Genomic DNA, 19223 nt, shown 5'->3' on the forward strand with positions numbered 1-19223 from the left:
AACCACCGCAGACTATTGTCCTAATACAGCCGCTGCACAAACGCCTCAAAACGGGACCTGCGGCCTGCAAAAATATGCACATCCAGCAGTTTTCCAACCGGCTGTGGGTTTGCTTCCAGCCTTGTGTCATGATGCCCAGACCGCAGGTAAGTCGTCCCTTCTTATATATGAATAGATCCTCCGCGTTATTCCTTGCCCTTGTCTTTCTGAGCGGCTGCCAGTCAATGGCCCCCGTTGAACCGCAGGTAACGCCTGTGCCGAAGGACACGACTCCAGCGCCTGATGCCAAGCCTCAGGTCTATGGATCGTTCACTCAGGAAACCTTTGTCAGCCTGATGAGCGCCGAGCTCGCGGGTCAGCGCAATCGTTTCGACATCGCGCTGGACAACTACGTGACCCAGGCGATCAATACCCAGGATCCGGGTGTTTCTGAGCGCGCGTTCCGGATTGCCGAGTACCTGGGCGCCGATCAGGCTGCACTGGACACCTCGCTGATCTGGGCCAGGAACGACCGAACCAACCTCGAAGCACAGCGCGCCGCCGCGATCCAGCTGGCCCGCGCCGGTCGCTATGACGACTCCATGGTCTACATGGAAAAAGTCCTTCAGGGTCAGGGCGACACACACTTCGATTTTCTTGCGCTGTCCGCTTCGGAAACCGATCCCGAGACGCGCAATGCGCTGCTGAAAAGTTTTGACCGGCTGCTCGCCAAATACCCGAGCAACGGCCAGCTGATTTTCGGCAAGGCGCTGCTCCTGCAACAGAACGGCGATGCCGAGAATTCCCTGAAGCTGCTGGAAGACAACCCGCCTAAAGAAGGTGAAGTTGCGCCGATCCTGCTGCGCGCCCGCCTGCTGCAAAGCATGGATCGCGGCAAGGAAGCGTTGCCGATCCTCGAAAAAAGCATCAAGAAATACCCGGACGACAAACGCCTGCGCCTGACTTACGCGCGCATGCTGGTTGAACAGAACCGCATGACGGACGCCAAAGTGCAGTTTTCCAGCCTCGTCCAGCAATTCCCCGAAGACGACGACCTGCGCTACTCCCTGGCGCTGGTGTGCCTGGAAGCCAAGGCCTGGGACGAAGCGGCTGGCTATCTGGAAGACTTGATCGCCCGTGGCGCGCATGTCGACTCGGCGCACCTGAATCTGGGGCGCATCCACGAAGAGCGTAACGATCCACAAAGCGCGCTGGCTGAATACGCTCAGGTTGGGCCCGGCTCCGATTTCCTGCCCGCGCAGCTGCGTCAGGCCGACATCCTGATGAACAACGGCAGCGCCGCCGAAGCCTCCAAGCGTCTGGCCGAAGCCCGCGAAGCGCAACCCGACTACGCCATTCAGCTGTACCTGATCGAGGCCGAAACCCTGGCCAACAACAATCAGGCCGAACGCGGCTGGCAAGTGTTGAATCAGGCGCTCAAGCAATACCCGGATGATCTGAACCTGCTGTACACCCGGGCGATGCTGGCCGAGAAGCGCAACGATCTGGCGCAGATGGAAAAAGACCTGCGCACGATTCTCAAGCGCGAGCCGGAAAACGTCATGGCCCTGAATGCCCTGGGTTATACCTTGTCGGATCGCACGACTCGCTATGCCGAGGCCAAGGAACTGATCGAAAAAGCTCATACCCTGAACCCGGACGACCCGGCCGTGCTCGATAGCCTGGGCTGGGTGAACTACCGCCTGGGCAACCTGGACGCGGCTGAACGTTACCTGCGCCTGGCTTTGGAACGCTTCCCGGACCACGAAGTCGCCGCCCACCTTGGCGAAGTGCTGTGGGCCAAAGGCGAGCAGCGCGAAGCCCGTAAAATCTGGGGCAAAGCCCTGGAGCAACAACCTGACAGCCCTATTTTGCGCAGCACCATGAAGCGCCTGACCGGATCCGAGACTCTTTAATTCTATGTTTTTGCGCCACGTAATCGTCTTCAGCCTCATCGCCCTGCTCGCCGGCTGCGCCGGTATTTCCTCCCGTGAAGCCCTGGAGGGCAAGGGAGATCCAGCGCAATGGCGCCAGCACAAACAGCAACTGAGCAGCCTTGATGGCTGGCAGATAAACGGCAAGGTCGGCATCCGCGCACCCAAGGATTCTGGCAGCGGCACGCTGTTCTGGCTGCAACGTCAGGATTACTACGACATTCGCCTGTCCGGCCCGCTGGGACGTGGCGCAGCTCGCCTGACTGGCCGCCCTGGCGCCGTCAGCCTGGAAGTGGCCAACCAGGGCCGCTACGAATCGGCGGACCCGGAAACCCTCTTGCAGGATCAACTGGGCTGGAAATTGCCGGTCTCGCATCTGGTCTGGTGGGTACGCGGCCTGCCCGCGCCTGACAGCAAAAGTCGTCTGCAACTGGATGGCGACAGCCGTTTGGCCAGCCTCGAACAGGACGGCTGGCAGGTTGAATACCTGAGCTACGTCGAACAGAACGGCTACTGGCTGCCCGAACGCGTCAAATTGCATGGTCAGGACCTCGATGTCACGCTGGTGATCAAGGACTGGCAGCCGCGCAAACTGGGGCAATAAACATGAGCGCACCCCGCCTGACCTTGCCCGCCCCGGCAAAACTGAACCTGATGCTGCACATTCTTGGCCGTCGCCCTGACGGCTACCATGAACTGCAAACCCTTTTTCAGTTTCTCGATTACGGCGACGAGCTCAGCTTCGCCGTTCGGCAAGACGGCGAAATTTGCCTGCAAACCGACGTTCCCGGTGTCCCCCACGACAGCAACCTGATCGTCAAGGCCGCCCGCGCGCTGCAAAAACAATCCGGCTGCACCCTCGGCATGGACATCTGGCTGGAAAAACGCCTGCCCATGGGCGGCGGAATCGGCGGCGGAAGCTCCGATGCCGCGACGACACTGCTCGGCTTGAATCATTTGTGGAGGCTGGACTGGGACGAAGACCGGCTCGCTGCACTGGGCCTGACGCTGGGCGCGGACGTGCCGGTTTTCGTGCGTGGACACGCCGCATTTGCTGAGGGTGTGGGCGAAAAACTCACTCCCGTAGACCCCGAAGAACCGTGGTATCTGGTGCTCGTGCCGCAAGTATCTGTAAGTACAGCAGAAATTTTTTCAGATCCGCTGTTGACACGTAACACTCCTCCCATTAAAGTGCGCCCCGTTCCCAAGGGAAACAGTCGAAATGACTGCTTACCGGTTGTAGCAAGGCGTTATCCAGCTGTACGTAACGCTTTGAATTTGTTAGGTAATTTTACCGAAGCAAAATTAACCGGAACTGGAAGTTGTGTGTTTGGGGCCTTCCCAAACAAAGCTGAAGCTGATAAAGTCTCGGCCCTTCTGACAGAGACCCTTACAGGGTTTGTAGCAAAGGGAAGCAACGTTTCGATGTTGCATCGCAAGCTGCAGGACCTGCTCTAAAAGGAACCGAGTACTGGGTACTCGATGCAACAAATACAGGGGCGTCGCCAAGCGGTAAGGCAGCAGGTTTTGATCCTGCCATGCGTTGGTTCGAATCCAGCCGCCCCTGCCATTTTCTATACTCATCCAGGTTACCCTCAGCCTCTAGGTACTGCGCGTGTCCAAGATGATGGTCTTTACGGGGAACGCTAACCCCGATCTGGCTCGACGTGTCGTACGTCAGCTGCATATCCCACTAGGTGATGTCTCCGTCGGTAAATTTTCCGATGGCGAGATTTCTACTGAGATCAATGAAAACGTCCGCGGTAAAGACGTCTTCATCATTCAGCCGACTTGCGCACCGACCAACGATAACCTGATGGAACTCGTCGTGATGGCTGATGCCTTCCGCCGCTCCTCAGCGTCTCGAATCACTGCGGTGATTCCTTACTTTGGTTATGCCCGTCAGGATCGCCGTCCGCGTTCCGCACGTGTGGCTATCAGCGCGAAAGTCGTTGCTGACATGCTTACCGTGGTCGGGATCGATCGTGTTCTCACGGTTGATCTGCATGCTGACCAAATCCAGGGTTTCTTCGATATTCCGGTAGATAACATCTACGGCTCCCCCGTTCTGGTGGATGACATTGAAGATCAACGCTTCGAAAACCTGATGATTGTTTCCCCGGATATCGGTGGCGTCGTGCGTGCACGTGCCGTTGCCAAATCCCTGGGCGTAGATCTCGGGATCATCGACAAGCGCCGTGAGAAAGCCAATCACTCTGAAGTGATGCATATCATCGGTGATGTCGAAGGGCGTACCTGTATTCTGGTCGATGACATGGTCGATACCGCCGGCACCTTGTGCCACGCGGCTAAAGCCTTGAAAGAGCATGGCGCTGCCAAAGTCTTTGCCTACTGCACACACCCTGTGCTGTCGGGTCGGGCGATCGAAAACATTGAAAATTCCGTGCTGGACGAACTGGTGGTAACCAATACCATTCCGTTGTCCGCTGCAGCACAGGCCTGTAGCCGTATCCGTCAACTGGATATTGCTCCGGTAGTCGCCGAGGCGGTCCGCCGCATCAGCAACGAAGAATCGATCAGCGCGATGTTCCGCTAGGCTTAGCCCGGCAGATATCTCGTTGACGAAAAGCGCCCCGCCCTGACATTCGGTCCATACCGTCTTAGCGCTGGTCGCAAACGCGAAGACGAATGTGGTTAATTTGGAGAAACAACATGAACGATTTTACTTTGAATGCTGAACTGCGTTCCGACCTGGGGAAAGGTGCGAGCCGCCGCCTGCGTCGTCTCGCAAGCCTGGTTCCAGCTGTAGTTTACGGTGGCGAAAAAGCCCCTGAGTCCATCAGCATGCTGGCTAAAGAAGTTGCCAAGCTGCTGGAAAATGAAGCTTCGTACAGCCACATCATCGAGCTGAACATTGCTGGCAAAAAGCAAAACGTCATCATCAAAGCTCTGCAACGTCACCCGGCCAAAGGCCACGTGATGCACGCTGACTTCGTACGCGTTGTAGCTGGCCAGAAACTGACCGCTATCGTGCCTGTACACTTTGTTGGTGAAGACGCTCCGGTCAAGAAAGGCGGCGAAGTTTCGCACGTGACTTCCGAACTGGAAGTAACCTGCCTGCCGAAAGATCTGCCTGAGTTCATCGAAGTAGACGTGTCTGCTCTGGAAATCGGTTCGATCATTCACTTGTCCGACCTGAAAGCGCCTAAAGGCGTTGAGTTCGTGGCACTGGCGCACGGTAACGACCTGGCTGTTGCCAACGTTCACGCTCCACGCGTTGCACCGACCGAAGACGCAGCAGAAGAAGGCGCTGCCGAGTAATTCATTACTGGGTATCGCCGGAGTTGCTCGGCAAGCATCGTGAAAGACAGCAGGCAAATCGGGCAGGATCGCGGAGTTTACATCATGGTAAATGAGCAGTTTTTGTCCCCGTTTGCCGCTGTCAGCAGCGGTGTTATCCACAGCTCAAAAGAAGGGCCCCTGTCGTGACTGCCATACAACTGATCGTTGGCCTGGGAAATCCAGGCGCTGAATACGAACAGACCCGGCATAACGCAGGGGCTCTTTTTGTTGAACGTATCGCCGACGCGCAACGAGTCAGTCTCGTCGCCGAGCGCAAATTTTTTGGCCTGACCGGGCGCTTCAGTCACCAGGGTCAGGATATTCGTCTGTTGATCCCCACCACGTTCATGAACCGCAGCGGCCAGTCCGTCGCGGCACTCGCCGGCTTCTATCGTATTCCGGCCGAAGCGATCCTGGTGGCCCACGACGAACTTGATCTGCCTCCGGGCGTTGCCAAGCTCAAGCAGGGCGGCGGCCATGGCGGTCATAACGGGCTGCGCGACATCATTGCGCAGCTCGGCAATCAGAACACCTTTCACCGCCTGCGGCTTGGCATCGGCCACCCGGGCGACGCCAGTAAGGTCTCCGGTTTTGTCCTGGGTCGAGCGCCTCGCGCCGAACAGGAAAAACTGGACGCCAGTATCGACTTTGCCCTCGGCGTGCTGCCGGATATCTTCGCCGGGGAATGGAACCGAGCGATGAAAAACCTGCACAGCCAGAAGGCCTGACATCACTCGAGGGGAAACATCATGGGCTTCAATTGCGGCATCGTCGGCCTGCCCAACGTCGGCAAATCCACTCTGTTCAACGCCCTGACCAAGTCCGGGATTGCAGCAGAGAACTTCCCCTTCTGCACCATCGAGCCGAACACCGGGATCGTGCCTATGCCCGATCCGCGTCTGGCGGCATTGGCGGCCATCGTTAACCCGAAGCGCATCCTGCCGACCACCATGGAATTCGTCGACATTGCCGGCCTGGTGGCCGGTGCGTCCAAAGGCGAAGGCCTGGGCAACAAGTTCCTGGCCAACATCCGCGAGACCGATGCCATCGCTCACGTGGTGCGCTGCTTTGAAGACGAAAACGTGATCCACGTTTCCAACAGCGTCGATCCAAAGCGCGACATCGAAATCATCGACCTGGAACTGATCTTCGCCGACCTCGACAGCTGCGAAAAACAGCTGCAGAAAGTGACGCGCAACGCCAAGGGCGGCGACAAGGATGCAGTGGTCCAGAAAGGCCTGCTTGAGCAGTTGATCGCTCACTTCACCGAAGGCAAGCCCGCGCGCACCTTGATGAAGACCATGCACGCCGACGACAAGGCCGTGGTGCGTGGCTTCCATCTGCTGACCACCAAGCCGGTCATGTACATTGCCAACGTCGCGGAAGACGGCTTCGAGAACAACCCGCTGCTGGACATCGTGCGCGCCATCGCCGAAGAAGAAGGCGCAATGCTGGTGCCGGTCTGCAACAAGATCGAAGCCGAAATCGCCGAGCTTGATGACGGCGAAGAGAAGGACATGTTCCTCGAAGCCCTGGGCCTCGAAGAACCCGGCCTGAACCGCGTAATCCGCGCCGGCTACGAAATGCTGCACTTGCAGACTTACTTCACCGCTGGCGTCGAAGAAGTCCGCGCCTGGACCGTCCGCGTCGGTGCCACCGCGCCACAGGCCGCTGGCGTGATCCACACCGACTTCGAAAAAGGCTTCATCCGCGCCGAGTGCATCGCCTACAACGACTTCATCCAGTACAAGGGCGAAGCCGGTGCCAAGGAAGCAGGCAAATGGCGTCTGGAAGGCAAGGACTACATCGTCAAGGACGGCGACGTGTTGCACTTCCGTTTCAACGTCTAACCAGCGAGCAGTATTTCTGTAAATCCCAAGGGATTGCACAGAGCCCTGACGAAGATCTCAGAAGCCCCGTATATCGGGGCTTTTGCGTTTCAGAGCAGTAATCGTCTGACCAACACACTTTCTTGATAACCGCGTTTAGGACTATGGTAAGGATCCGTTCAAGCAGCTGGCCCGGCATCGGGTTATTGCCGATCACCGTTGAAGAAGGATGCTTCCATGTTAGGCATAGTCCAGTTTCCGTTGTTCGTATTAGCCGTCATGGCCCTCAATGCAACGCCAGGGCCAGATGTCGCTTATGTCGCGGGCCAAAGTATGGTGCATGGCCGGCGCGCAGGCATTCTTTCCGCCTTGGGCGTTGCCTTGGGCGGATGCCTGCACACGATTTGTTGTGCGGTCGGGCTCACAGCCCTGCTGGCGGCTTCACCTTCAGCGTTCATCGCGATCAAGTACCTGGGTGCCCTATACCTCATCTACCTGGGGGTGCGGACACTCTTCACAAAAGCCACGCCGGGCCACCTTCGTACTGCGACTCCCCGGCTAAACCAGAGGGCGCTGTTGTTTCGAGGTTTCCTGACGAATGCGTCGAACCCCAAAGTCCTGCTGTTTTACGTCGCATTCTTTCCGCAATTTGTTACGCCCGACAGCGTCGACAAAACGGCGGCGTTCCTGGTGCTCGGTGCAGTGTTCGTTTTCCTGGGGCTGGTCAATGACATTGCCGTCGCATGGTTAGCCGCGAAAGCCGCACGTGCGGTCGGCGGTCGACCGCAGGTCAGGCAGTGGATTGATAGAGTGATCGGTATCACCTTCATCGGGCTGGGCGTGCGACTCGCGCTGACTCACAAGTAAACAAAAATGTGCAGGAATTGCCGCCCAGGCCACAAGCGGGCGGCGCACAACTCACTGCTTCTGAAACGCGGTCATTTCCTGCATCAGTTGATTCAACAGACGACTCGAACCCACGCTGAGTTGCCTGCCCAGCCGGCTGATGAGATGCACCTGAGAGTTGCTGAACACCTCGGATTCCAGCGGCAGCGCTCGCAGCTTGCCACTTTCCAGTTCATCGACCATGACGAAGGTCGGCAGCAAGGTGACGCCGCCCTGCATGGCGAAGCGCTTGAGCATGGCGAAGGTGTTGCAGGTCAGGGTTGGAATCAGCGAAACCCCGGACTGCTGCTCGGCCTGAGTGAGAATCTGGCGAATCCCGTAGGACACGCCAAGCAATCCCAGGCGATAAGTGTCCAGGCCCTTGAGCGGCAGCGGGCCCTGCACCTGCGCGAGGGGATGATCGGGGCTGACGGCCACGCAAACCGGCTGCTTCTGATGGGCGTGTGAACGGATTTTCGGGTCGGTCGGCGGATTGAACACCAGGCCGATATGCGCCTCGTCTTCCACAACCTGGCGGATCACTTCGTTGGTGCCACAGACGTTCACTTGCAGTTCGACCTTGGGGTAAAGCGTCGAGAATTTCGCCAGCGGTTCAGCCAGCCCATCGATGAAACCCTCGCCGATTGCCAGGATCACCGAGCCGCTTTGCAACCCGCGCAAGGCTTGCAGCGATTCGAGTAGAACTTCCTGCTGCGACAGGCGCTGGCGGTAATAGCCCAACACCTTTTCGCCCGCCTCCGTTGGTTTCACGCCGCGTCGATGCCGCTCCAGCAATGGCGTGCCCAGCTCGTGTTCGAGTTGCGCGATCTGGCGGCTGACCGCTGAAGGCGCCACGTCGAGAAAGTCCGCCGCGCCGCGCACGCTGCCCAAACGCACCGCTTCGAAGAAATACAGGATGCGTCGATCTTGAACCAGACTCATAACCACCTGCGTTGCGCTGAACGCAACAAAAATGAATTTAGCGATTATTGCTGCGTGGGCAGACCGATGTCCATACTCGAGCCATCCGCAATTAAAACTGAACGTGCGGCCTTGCGTGCCAAACAGCTGAGCGAGCATTTCGAGATGACTATAAAAGTAGGTGTGATTGGGTTGGGCAACATGGGTGGCGGCATGGCTGCAACCCTGGCAAGCAAAGGCTTCGACGTCAGCGGCTTCGACTTGTCGGCGGCAGCGCTGATTGCGGCCCAGAGCAAGGGCGTCAAGCCTGTCACTGACAGAACCGCGTTGATCCAGCAGGTCGACGTGCTGATTCTGTCGCTGCCCAAGGCCGAACACGTCGAAGCGGTATGCCTTGGCGCTGACGGCATCCTCGCCCAAGGCAACCGTGGCCTGATCGTCGTCGACACCACGACTTCCACACCCGAGGCCAGCCGCAAGGTCGCCGCGGCCCTGGCAGAAAAAGGCATCGGCTTTATCGACGCTCCGGTTTCCGGCGGCCCGAAAGGCGCGGCCACCGGCACCATGTCCATGGTGATCGGCGCTGAAGACGAAGACCTCGCCAACGTCATGCCGGTCCTCGAAGGCATGAGCGGCACTCGGGTACACGTCGGCAAATGCGGTGCGGGCAACGTGGCGAAGATCGCCAACAACATGCTCGCCGCCTGCCACCTGATCAGCACCGCCGAAGCGGTGAGCATGGCGGCCAAGGCTGGCGTCGATCCGGAAAAACTGATGCTCGGCCTCAACGCCGGCTCCGGCCGTAGCGGCGCGACCCAAGTGATGTTTCCGACCTGGGTGCTGAACAAAACCTACAACTCCGGTTTCACCATGGGCCTGATGCGCAAAGACGTCGGTCTGGCCAGCGACCTGGCCGCGAGCCTGGATCTGGACTTGCCGCTGGCGCGCATCGTCGCGCAACTGTGGGCCGCCAGCAGCGAAACGCTGCCGGATGGCGAAGATTTCAACTGCATCGTGCAGCGCACCGACGCCCAGCTATTCGGCAAAGGGGAATAATCCATGAGCACGCAAAAAATTCTCGAACTGATGCGCCCGTATTGGGGCGATCAAAGCACGGTCGGCAGCTATGTTGGCGGTGAATTCGTCGCAGGCCATGGCGCGCCGGTTGAAGTGCGCAACGCCCACGATGACAGCCTGATGCTGAGCTACGCCGATGCCGACGCCTCGCTGGTCGACGTGATCGACAAGGCCGCGAAAACCGCGCAAATCCAGTGGGCTGCATTGACCGCCCAGGCGCGCGGCCGCTTGATGTATCAGGTCGGCGCGCTGATCCGCCAGGAAGCCGCCAGCCTGGCGCAGATCGAATCCCTGACCGCCAACAAGCCCATTCGCGACGCGACGGTTGAAGTGGCGAAAGTCGCCGAGATGTTCGAATACTACGCAGGCTGGGCCGACAAGCTGCACGGCGAAGTGATTCCGGTGCCGACCTCGCACCTCAATTACGTCACCTACGAACCGCTGGGCACCGTGCTGCAAATCACCCCGTGGAACGCACCCATTTTCACCTGCGGCTGGCAGATCGCTCCGGCCATCGCGGCCGGTAACGCAGTGATTCTCAAACCGTCCGAACTGACCGCACTGTCTTCCCTGGCTGTTGCCGTACTGATCGAACGCGCGGGCGTGCCTAAAGGCTTGGTCAACGTAATCGCCGGGTTCGGCCACACCATCGGTCAAGCGCTGATCGCCAAGGCTGATATTCGCAAAGTGGTGTTTGTCGGTTCGCCAGCCACTGGCCGCCACATCGCCATTGCCGCTGCGCAACGCTGTATTCCGTGCGTCATGGAACTGGGCGGCAAATCCGCCAATATCGTCTTCGAAGACGCCGATCTGGAAGTCGCCCTGCGTGGCGCGCAGGCGGCGATTTTCTCCGGCGCCGGGCAAAGCTGCGTTTCCGGTTCACGCCTGCTGGTGCAGGAATCGATTTTCGAACGTTTCACCACCGCTCTTGCGGCTGCGGGCAAGCAATTCAAGGTCGGCGATCCGAGCAATCCGGACACCCAGATCGGCCCGATCAACAATGCCAAGCAGTACGCCCACGTCAAAACCATGGTGGAAGGCGCGTTGAAAGACGGGGCCAAACTGGTCGGCGTCGATGCCGATCCGCTGCCAAAGGGTCCGGGTTATTACGTCAATCCGACGGTTCTTGCCGGGAATAACGCGCTGTATTGCGCCCAGGAAGAAATCTTTGGCCCGGTGGTCGTGGCCATCCCGTTCAAAGACGAAGCCGACGCGATCCGCATCGCCAACGACAGCCGCTTTGGCCTGGCCGGCGGCGTGTGGACCCGTGATGTCGGGCGCGCCCACCGCGTCGCCAGACAAGTGCGGGCCGGGACTTTCTGGGTCAACGGCTACAAGACCATCCACGTCAGCTCGCCCTTCGGCGGCTATGGCGAGAGCGGTTATGGCCGTTCGTCTGGCCTGGATGCATTGCGCGAGTACAGCGAAGTCAAAAGCGTCTGGGTCGAAACCGCTGCAGTGCCTGCGGTCAGTTTTGGCTACGGCGCGAGCCTGGAGTAAATCTGATGACTGTTTCCAAGAATCTGATCGAGGACGCCATTGCCTGGCGTCGCGACTTTCACTCCGCACCTGAGTTGGGTTTCGAAGAGCTGCGCACCTCTGAACGGGTCGCGCAGTTGCTGGAAAGCTTCGGCATCGAAGTCCATCGCGGCCTCGGCGGCACCGGCGTGGTCGGCACGCTGCGCACCGGCGATGGCCCGACCATTGGCATCCGCGCCGACATGGACGCGCTGCCCATTCAAGAGTTGGCCAAGCATTCCCACAGTTCGAATCACAAGGGCTGCATGCACGCGTGTGGTCACGACGGGCACACCGCCATCTTGCTCGCCACCGCCCGCCATCTGAGCGAGACGCGCAATTTCAGCGGCACCGTGCATTTCGTGTTTCAGCCTGCCGAAGAGAATCTCGGTGGTGCCGGCAAGATGATCGAAGACGGTTTATTCGAGCGCTTCCCGATGCAGGCGATTTACGGCCTGCATAACTGGCCGGGCGTGCCAGCCGGGCACGTAGTGATCAATCCGGGCCCGATGATGGCGTCGCTGGATACGTTCGAAATCGTCCTGACCGGCAAAGGCAGCCATGCCGCCATGCCAGACAAAGGCGCCGACCCGATTGTTGCCGCAGCGGAACTGGTGCTGGGTTTGCAAACCATCACCTCGCGACGCCTGTCGCCGCTGGATTCAGCGGTGATCAGCATCACCCAGTTCAATGCCGGGGAAGCCATCAACGTGATCCCGGAAGTTGCCGTGCTGCGCGGTACTGTGCGCTGCCTGCAATCGCCGGTTCGCGACAAGGTTGAAAAGCTGATCGGTGAGTTCGTCGAGCAGCTGCCAACGGCGTTCGGTGTCAGCGGCAAGCTGGCTTACACCGTCGGTTACCCGGTCACGGAAAACAATGTCGATGCGGCGGCGACGATGCGGCGCGCGGCGATTGCGGCGGTAGGCGAAGACAAGGTTCAGTGGGGCTGCAATCCGTCGATGGCGTCCGAGGATTTCGCGTTCATGCTCAATGAATGTCCGGGTGCCTATGTCTGGCTGGGCGTGGATGGCGAAAAACCTTCAGCGGCGCTGCACAACCCGTACTACGACTTCAACGACCAGGCCATCGAGCCCGGCGTTGCGGTGTGGACGAGTCTGGTGGAGCAGGAAATGCCGCAGCGCTAACAGTATCGTTGGAGCGAGGCTAGCCCGCGAAGGCGTCAGGTCAGGCGACAAAGGTGTCGCCTGATAGATCCATTCGCGAGCAAGCCTAACTCCAACGGATCAAATCAACTAGCACTCCACCCATTTCACCGCCAACCCGCCGCGAGATGTTTCCTTGTATTTGTCGAGCATGTCGGCGCCGGTGTCGCGCATGGTGCGGATGGCTTGATCCAGGGAAATCAAATGCTCGCCGTCGCCGCGCATGGCCATTTGCGCGGCATTGATGGATTTGACGGCGGCGATGGCATTTCGCTCGATGCACGGCACCTGCACCAGACCTCCCACCGGATCACAGGTCAGGCCCAGATTATGTTCCAGACCGATTTCGGCTGCGTTTTCCACCTGCTCCGGCGTTGCGCCGAGAATCTCCGCCAAACCCGCCGCCGCCATGGCGCATGCCGAACCGACCTCGCCCTGACAGCCGACTTCCGCGCCGGAAATCGATGCATTCTTTTTGCACAGAATCCCCACCGCTGCCGCGCTCAGGAAAAACCGCACGACGTCGTCTTCGTTGGCATCGGGATTGAATTTCATGAAGTAATGCAGCACCGCCGGGATAATCCCCGCAGCACCATTGGTCGGTGCAGTGACCATGCGCCCGCCCGCTGCGTTCTCTTCGTTGACCGCCAGGGCAAACAGGTTGACCCATTCCATGGCGCTCAAGGTCGAGCTGATCACATTGGGTTTGCCCAGCTCCTGCAGGCTGCGATGCAGACGAAACGCACGACGCCGCACATTCAGCCCGCCAGGCAAGATGCCTTCCTCGCGCAAGCCTTTGTTCACACAGTCCTGCATGGCGCTCCAGATATGCATGATCTTCGCGCGGATTTCGGCCTCGGTGCGCCAGACTTTTTCGTTCTCCAGCATCAAACCGGAGATGCTCAGGCTGTGCTTCTTGCACAGACGCAGCAACTGCGCGCCGCTGGAAAAATCGTAAGGCAGCTCGGTGGTGTCACTGTCCAGCACGCCGCTGGCGGCCTGCTCGGCATCGATGACAAAACCACCGCCCACCGAGTAATAAGTCTGCTCATACAGCTCGCCGGTGGCACCATAGGCGCAGAGCGTCATGCCGTTGGGGTGATAAGGCAGGCTTTCTTCCAGCAAACGCATGTCGCGCTGCCAGTCGAAGGTGATCTGATGATCGCCCCCCAGCAGCAAGACCTGCGCCTCAAGCACCGCCTGCACACGCGGGGCGACTTGCGCCGGATCAACCTGATCGGGCCATTCGCCCATCAGGCCGATGACCACGGCCCGGTCGCTGCCATGCCCGATCCCGGTTGCGGACAACGAACCGTACAAACGCACTTCGACGCGCTCGACCTTGTCCAGCAACTCCATCTCACGCAACTGGGTGCTGAAGATCGCCGCAGCGCGCATCGGTCCCACGGTATGAGAACTGGACGGGCCGATGCCGATTTTGAACATGTCGAAGACGCTGATAGCCATACGGGTTTCTCGATTCGTGAGAGGCTTGGAACCACTTTTCTATGCCTGGCATTCTTGGCATTGCCCGGCTGATCGACAAACGAAACTTCCTAAGCCACGGTTAAGCAGAACTGATCAATGAGCAAAATCCTCACCGCGCAAATGCACGCCTGGCTTCAAGTCTTCGCCTGTGCTGCCCGACACCTGTCGTTCACTCGCTGTGCGGATGAGCTGCACGTCACGCCCGGCGCGATCAGCCAGCAGATGCGCCAGCTGGAAGAACGCCTGGGTTTCGCGCTGTTTCATCGGGTTGGACGCGGGCTGGAACTGACCGCCGAAGGCCAGCGCCTGGCGGTTGTCGCCAACGAAGTGCACAGTCGCATCGATGATGAACTGCGGCTACTGCACTCCGGACGTATCGGCGGGGTGTTCAAGCTGCGCTGCATTCCGTCGTTCCTCAGCAAGTGGCTGATGCCGCGTCTGCCGCTGCTGGAACAGGCATTCCCGGACATTCAATTGCGCATCGTCGCCGAAGACAGCAGCGGCTCGTTGCGCGACGACGACTTCGATCTGGCCATCGACCTGAACGACGGCAGTTATCCGGGCCTGATGACCACGTCGTTGCTGGAAGAGGAATTGTTTCCGGTCTGCTCCCCTGCCCTGCAGCAAGGCAAGCCACCGCTGGATACGCCCAGTCAACTGGTGCATTACCCGTTGCTGCACGACATCACTGCCTGGCGTGGCAGTTATGAATATGCGGAGTGGGAGTTTTACCTGAATGCCATCGGCGCATCCGGCATCGATGTGCGGCGCGGTCATACGTTCAATCGTAATCACCTGACCATCGAGGCGGCGATCATGGGCATGGGCGTGGCCATCGCGCGCAAAGCGCTGATCACCACCGAGCTGGAAGAAGGCTCGTTGATCGTGCCGTTCGGCCATCCGATTGCAGCGCGGAAAAAATACGTTCTGGTTTACCGCGAAGGCGCACTCAACACGCCGGCGCGGCGTGCGGTGCATGACTGGCTGGTGGAGCAGGCACTAAAGCATTGATACCCTGTTGGAGCGAGGCTTGCCCGCGAAGCCGTTGTTCCGGTTCGCGGGCAAGCTTCCAACAGGTTGCAACTTAATGGAAAAACTCGGCAATCATCACGGCACCGATAAACGTGCCGAAGTTGGCCAGGAACGACACCAGCACGATGCGCCAGCCCAGCAGGCGGAAGGCCGGCAAGTCCTTGGCAATCGACAGCCCGGCAAACGCCAGCATCGGGGTGATCACCGCCAGCATGTTCACCGCGCCAACCATCTGCGAGATCTGCGCCGCCCAAGGGCACAGCGGCGAGGTCATGAACATCGCGACCACCGAAACGGTGCACACCGCCGGGATCTTGCGCCGCAGGGCCACACACAGCATCTCGCCGATGAACACGGCCAGAATCATGATCGCCACGCCACCGAAGGCTGCCGACGAGAGCGTCTTGTAGCCCACGTAGTTGGCGATCAAGGCCAATGCGCCCGCCGCCAGCCACGCGCTGATCTTGCCAGGCCAGCCCAGTTCGCGAACTTCCAGCTGCACGTCGTCGTGCCTGGGCCCGGAAGTCAGAACCGATGCCTTGGTGGTGCGGCCGATGATTGGCTCCAGGACGCGATAACCCCAGACTGCCAGCGGCAACGAGATGAACAGCGTGAAGTAGGTGCCGATAGTGGTGGTGATCAGGTTCGACGCGGCGGCCAGCGCCATGACTTCCTTGGCCACTTCCGGCGTCTGCTGGGCCGCGATGGCGCCAGCGGCGGCGGCCATCATGCTGCCCGAACCGATGCCGGAACCCATCGCCAGCGAGTTGGGATGGAAAATCCCGAGGCTGGCAATAAAGCCGGCGACGATCGCGATGAACAGCGCACCGAACAACGTGCCGGTCAGGTATTCGGCCAACACGCCGCGCCCTTCCGGAGAGTCCATGCCGTAACGCTCACCGATGATCGCCAGGCTAGGCTCGCGGCCTACCGAGAAGGTCGCGCCAATCGCTTCGCGCTTGATCCCCAGCATCAAGGCGACCGGCAGACCGAGGATAACCGTGCCGACAAAGTGGCCGAACTCTTGAAACACCAACGCCCAGCCCGAGGCGAATACCACTGGCAAGGAGCCACCGACCACCATACCCAGCTTGGCGATGAACACCAGCAGCGCAGGTTGCAGAATGGAAGCGGAACGCATTTGGTCGCCGTAATCGAGACCGATAGTGCCCGGCACTCGACGACTGATCAGGCCAATGCCCGCACCAATCAGCAGCGCCCAGACCATCGGCAGCAGCACGACTTTGCCGGGGCCCAGGGGAATACTGATGGCACCGATCGACTCGGCAATAATCAGGATGACTGCGGCCCAGACGTACAGTTTGACCGTCGACGAAACAGCACGGCTATCACCCAGTGTCACGGCTTGCGAATGTTGCATGGTAATCCCCTTCACCTGCTGAACAGCCGCCATGCGGCCGGTCAATAGTTGTTGTTTTTCAGGAGGCGCCGACGGCACCCAGGGCAGTTTCAAATCCATGCCAGGCATGGCGGCTCACGCAAAGCGGGCCATCTCTTTTATTGCGCGAATCTGTCGAGCAGACCGGCCTTTGGCTCCCGCGACTGACGAGGCGAAAAAATACCCTGACGAAGGGAACTTCAACGCTTTCAACCACTCTGCGGTGCAGTTCGAGTATGGGTAGCGTGAGGGCTCACACCAATATTGCTGATTGGATTTATTGTTGCCTTAAACAGAACACCGATGCCGGGGAAGCATGCAGCAAACATAGAATTTTGCAGGAGGGGACTTGTCCCCGAAAGACCGCAGCTCAGACAGCGTTAGCCTTGTGGACTTTCGTTGTCCGGACCATCGTATTCGGGGACAAGTCCCCTCCTACCGGTCGTTAGAGATTCCGGTAGGAGCGAACTTGTTGGCGAGGGGGCATTCCTGACGCCGCTTCGCCAACAAGTGGGCTCGTGCGCTTCTATCAATCCAGACGGAACCGCGCCGTGTTGTCGCTCAACGCGCGACTGCCTCTGCTCAAGGTATCTGCCGCCTGATTCACCGCGCGCGCGCCATCGAGCAAACGCCCCGCCGCCTGATCGACTTGCTGGATATTGCCGCTGACTTCATCGGCGGTACTGGCCTGCTCTTCCACAGCGGTGGAAATCTGCGCAAGGGTGTCGGTAACGCCTTGCACCGCACTGGCGATTTCCACCAGCCGTTGACCCAGCCCGGTCACCGACTCCGCGTCGGTGATGGCCTGGCCGCAGGCGGCTTCCATCAGCCCGACTGCCTGGCTCACTGTGGAGCGCAAGCTGTCCACCGTGCTGGCGATTTGCGCGGTGGACGCTTGCGTGCGCTGGGACAGGCTGCGAACTTCATCGGCCACCACGGCAAAACCACGGCCCTGCTCACCGGCCCGCGCCGCTTCGATGGCCGCATTGAGCGCCAGCAAGTTGGTCTGTTCGGCGATGCCGCGAATGGCATCTACCACCGACTGGATCTGCTGGCCCTGCTCACTGACCCGCCCCAACGCCGACGCAGTATCCGTCAGACGCTGATTGAGCTGCTGAATGCTGTCCGTGGTGCGTTGGCTGTCGCGGCTGCTCTCCTCGGCAATCTTGCGGGTCTGCCGCGCGCTGTCGGAAGCCTGCTCACAGCTTCTGGCCACGCCTTGCGACGTCGCCGCCAACTCGGTGGCCGCTGCAGCGATCTGACTGATCTGATGCTGCTGCTCTTCGACTTCATTGAGCGTGCCGCTGGACTGGGCATTCAGGGTCAAGACTGCGTGGCCGAGCTGCAAGGTTTCGTGATTGACGCCCAGCAAGCTGGTGCGCAACTGGATCACGGCAACGTTAAGTGCCGTGCTGATCGCGGCCAGTTCGTCGCGCCCTTCCACTTGCACCTGAACACACAGGTTGCCATCGCGCAGGGACTCAGCCAGGGTCGTGATGCCGCTGGCACTGCGCCGAATCGACGCTTGCAGACAGGCAAAGAGATAAAGCGCCGCCAACAACAGCAGGCCAAAGCAGATGCCAATGGGGATGAACTGCATGTTGGATTTTTCGCGGTAATACGCCAGGCGCGTATCCAGTGAATCCAGAGAGTGATTGCGCAGCGTAGCCAGATCGCCCAGCAAGCTATCGACACTGCGCTCGAACGCCGGCGGATCGAGTTTGATACTGCCGCCAAAGACACCGTCATCCAGGACTTTCAGCTCCGTGTCCAGGCGCTGCATGCTGGCGTTGTACTCGTCCGCCCAGGTGCGCAACTCCGCAGGCAGCTTGGCTTGCAGCGACGCCCCCGTCTTGAGCATCTGATCGCGGGCGTCGCTGATCCGGCCACGCAACTCGCGCACTTGCAGGCGGCTTTGCAGACTGAACTGCCCGGTGACCACTGACGTTTGCCCGATACTTGCCATGCGTCCGATACGTTCGATCAGCTCCGGGATCTGCTGCGTCGACATTTGCATCAACAAATAGGTTTCAAGCCATGGATCGAGGATCAAGCCACTGCTTGTGGCGATCTGCTCGCGCAACGCCTGAAGATTGCTCAGCGCTGTGGTAAAGCGGTCATAACCATCCGGCCACCAGCCCACGGTACGCAACGACGCGATGTCCATGCCCGTGACGGACGCTTGCAGCGTTTCATAACGCTTGGCGACGTCGACATCGGCGCCCTCGGTCTTGAGCGTGGCGCCCAACGCTTCAAGCGCCTGCGCGATACGTGGGCTCGCCACATCCATGGCAGACATCGCGGCTTTGGCGGCCGGAGTCGGCTCGCGAAGAATGTCGGCAGCCTTCCAACGTGCGGCGTTATCGCGCTGCCCTGAAAGCTCGCGATCAAGCACATCCAGCGCCAATAACTGGCGAACACCCGAACGCTCGCCCGAAATCAATGCAAGCTTGCTGCGGTAGTCCTGGCCGATCATCCACAGACTGCCCACCAGCGGCAGCATGAATAACAGAAACAGGACCTGAAACTTGCGAGCAAAACGGAACCGTCCTAATAAACGCATTCCCGGCGACAAAACGCTATACATGCCCGACTACTCCCCTGGACGCTCTGCAAACACGGCAGCGGCCGTGGCAGTTATCACTGAAATACGCTAACGGCAAAATGCCATGCTATTGATTAAACAGCGATAGTC

The 19223-nt window shown here is 59.6% G+C and carries 16 protein-coding genes and 1 tRNA gene; 13 read left to right on the forward strand and 4 right to left on the reverse strand.

The genetic code is table 11. The annotated features are described in order from the left end of the window. Positions 1–167: 167 nt before the first annotated feature. The 9 genes from CFII64_RS09025 (at position 168) to CFII64_RS09065 (ending at position 7912) form a co-directional block, all read left to right on the forward strand. Complete coding sequence (locus tag CFII64_RS09025; RefSeq protein ID WP_084488250.1) at positions 168–1895, forward strand: tetratricopeptide repeat protein; 1728 nt, start codon at positions 168–170, stop codon at positions 1893–1895. Positions 1896–1899: 4 nt separating this feature from the next. Further along, positions 1900–2517, forward strand: a complete 618-nt coding sequence (gene lolB / locus CFII64_RS09030) for a lipoprotein insertase outer membrane protein LolB (protein WP_020290481.1) — start codon at positions 1900–1902, stop codon at positions 2515–2517. Between the two features lie 2 nt (positions 2518–2519). After that, positions 2520–3371, forward strand: coding sequence for a 4-(cytidine 5'-diphospho)-2-C-methyl-D-erythritol kinase (gene ispE / locus CFII64_RS09035; protein ID WP_020290482.1), 852 nt, complete (start codon positions 2520–2522; stop codon positions 3369–3371). Between the two features lie 37 nt (positions 3372–3408). Then, a tRNA-Gln gene (locus CFII64_RS09040) sits at positions 3409–3483 on the forward strand. Positions 3484–3528: 45 nt separating this feature from the next. Then, positions 3529–4470: a ribose-phosphate pyrophosphokinase gene (locus tag CFII64_RS09045; RefSeq protein ID WP_002552145.1), complete on the forward strand. Its 942-nt coding sequence runs from the start codon at positions 3529–3531 to the stop codon at positions 4468–4470. A 116-nt stretch (positions 4471–4586) separates the two neighbouring features. Further along, on the forward strand, positions 4587–5195 hold the full coding sequence (locus CFII64_RS09050; RefSeq protein WP_020290483.1) for a 50S ribosomal protein L25/general stress protein Ctc: 609 nt from the start codon (positions 4587–4589) through the stop codon (positions 5193–5195). A gap of 164 nt (positions 5196–5359) precedes the next feature. Then, positions 5360–5944: an aminoacyl-tRNA hydrolase gene (gene pth / locus CFII64_RS09055; protein WP_020290484.1), complete on the forward strand. Its 585-nt coding sequence runs from the start codon at positions 5360–5362 to the stop codon at positions 5942–5944. 21 nt (positions 5945–5965) lie between these two features. Further along, positions 5966–7066: a redox-regulated ATPase YchF gene (ychF, locus tag CFII64_RS09060; protein ID WP_020290485.1), complete on the forward strand. Its 1101-nt coding sequence runs from the start codon at positions 5966–5968 to the stop codon at positions 7064–7066. 216 nt (positions 7067–7282) lie between these two features. Continuing rightward, a complete protein-coding gene (locus CFII64_RS09065) occupies positions 7283–7912 on the forward strand; it encodes a LysE family translocator (protein ID WP_020290486.1) in 630 nt (209 codons plus the stop codon). Positions 7913–7963: 51 nt separating this feature from the next. Here CFII64_RS09065 and CFII64_RS09070 read toward each other — a convergent pair whose 3' ends face one another. Then, positions 7964–8872: a LysR family transcriptional regulator gene (locus CFII64_RS09070; RefSeq protein ID WP_020290487.1), complete on the reverse strand. Its 909-nt coding sequence runs from the start codon at positions 8870–8872 to the stop codon at positions 7964–7966. Between the two features lie 144 nt (positions 8873–9016). Here CFII64_RS09070 and CFII64_RS09075 point away from each other — a divergent pair, with 144 nt between their 5' ends. Genes CFII64_RS09075 through CFII64_RS09085 form a run of 3 tightly spaced genes read left to right on the forward strand, consistent with a single transcriptional unit; the run spans position 9017 to position 12591 of the window. Next, positions 9017–9907: an NAD(P)-dependent oxidoreductase gene (locus CFII64_RS09075; RefSeq protein ID WP_044901262.1), complete on the forward strand. Its 891-nt coding sequence runs from the start codon at positions 9017–9019 to the stop codon at positions 9905–9907. Positions 9908–9910: 3 nt separating this feature from the next. Continuing rightward, positions 9911–11428 (forward strand): aldehyde dehydrogenase family protein, encoded by a 1518-nt coding sequence (locus tag CFII64_RS09080; RefSeq protein ID WP_020290489.1) that lies wholly within the window; start codon positions 9911–9913, stop codon positions 11426–11428. A 5-nt stretch (positions 11429–11433) separates the two neighbouring features. Next, on the forward strand, positions 11434–12591 hold the full coding sequence (locus CFII64_RS09085; protein WP_020290490.1) for a M20 aminoacylase family protein: 1158 nt from the start codon (positions 11434–11436) through the stop codon (positions 12589–12591). Between the two features lie 108 nt (positions 12592–12699). On the opposite strand, the gene CFII64_RS09090 is transcribed toward CFII64_RS09085, so the two are convergent. Then, positions 12700–14076 carry an L-serine ammonia-lyase gene (locus tag CFII64_RS09090; RefSeq protein WP_020290491.1) on the reverse strand — a complete coding sequence of 459 codons (1377 nt, stop codon included), beginning with the start codon at positions 14074–14076 and terminating at the stop codon, positions 12700–12702. A 117-nt stretch (positions 14077–14193) separates the two neighbouring features. On the opposite strand from CFII64_RS09090, the gene CFII64_RS09095 reads away from it, so the two are divergent. Continuing rightward, complete coding sequence (locus CFII64_RS09095; protein ID WP_020290492.1) at positions 14194–15108, forward strand: LysR substrate-binding domain-containing protein; 915 nt, start codon at positions 14194–14196, stop codon at positions 15106–15108. A gap of 73 nt (positions 15109–15181) precedes the next feature. Here CFII64_RS09095 and CFII64_RS09100 read toward each other — a convergent pair whose 3' ends face one another. Further along, positions 15182–16510, reverse strand: coding sequence for a DUF3100 domain-containing protein (locus tag CFII64_RS09100; protein ID WP_044901263.1), 1329 nt, complete (start codon positions 16508–16510; stop codon positions 15182–15184). Between the two features lie 547 nt (positions 16511–17057). Continuing rightward, positions 17058–19115, reverse strand: coding sequence for a methyl-accepting chemotaxis protein (locus tag CFII64_RS09105; RefSeq protein WP_020290494.1), 2058 nt, complete (start codon positions 19113–19115; stop codon positions 17058–17060). Positions 19116–19223 lie beyond the last annotated feature (108 nt).

The sequence above is a fragment of the Pseudomonas sp. CFII64 genome (assembly GCF_000416235.1).
Taxonomy (GTDB): domain Bacteria; phylum Pseudomonadota; class Gammaproteobacteria; order Pseudomonadales; family Pseudomonadaceae; genus Aquipseudomonas.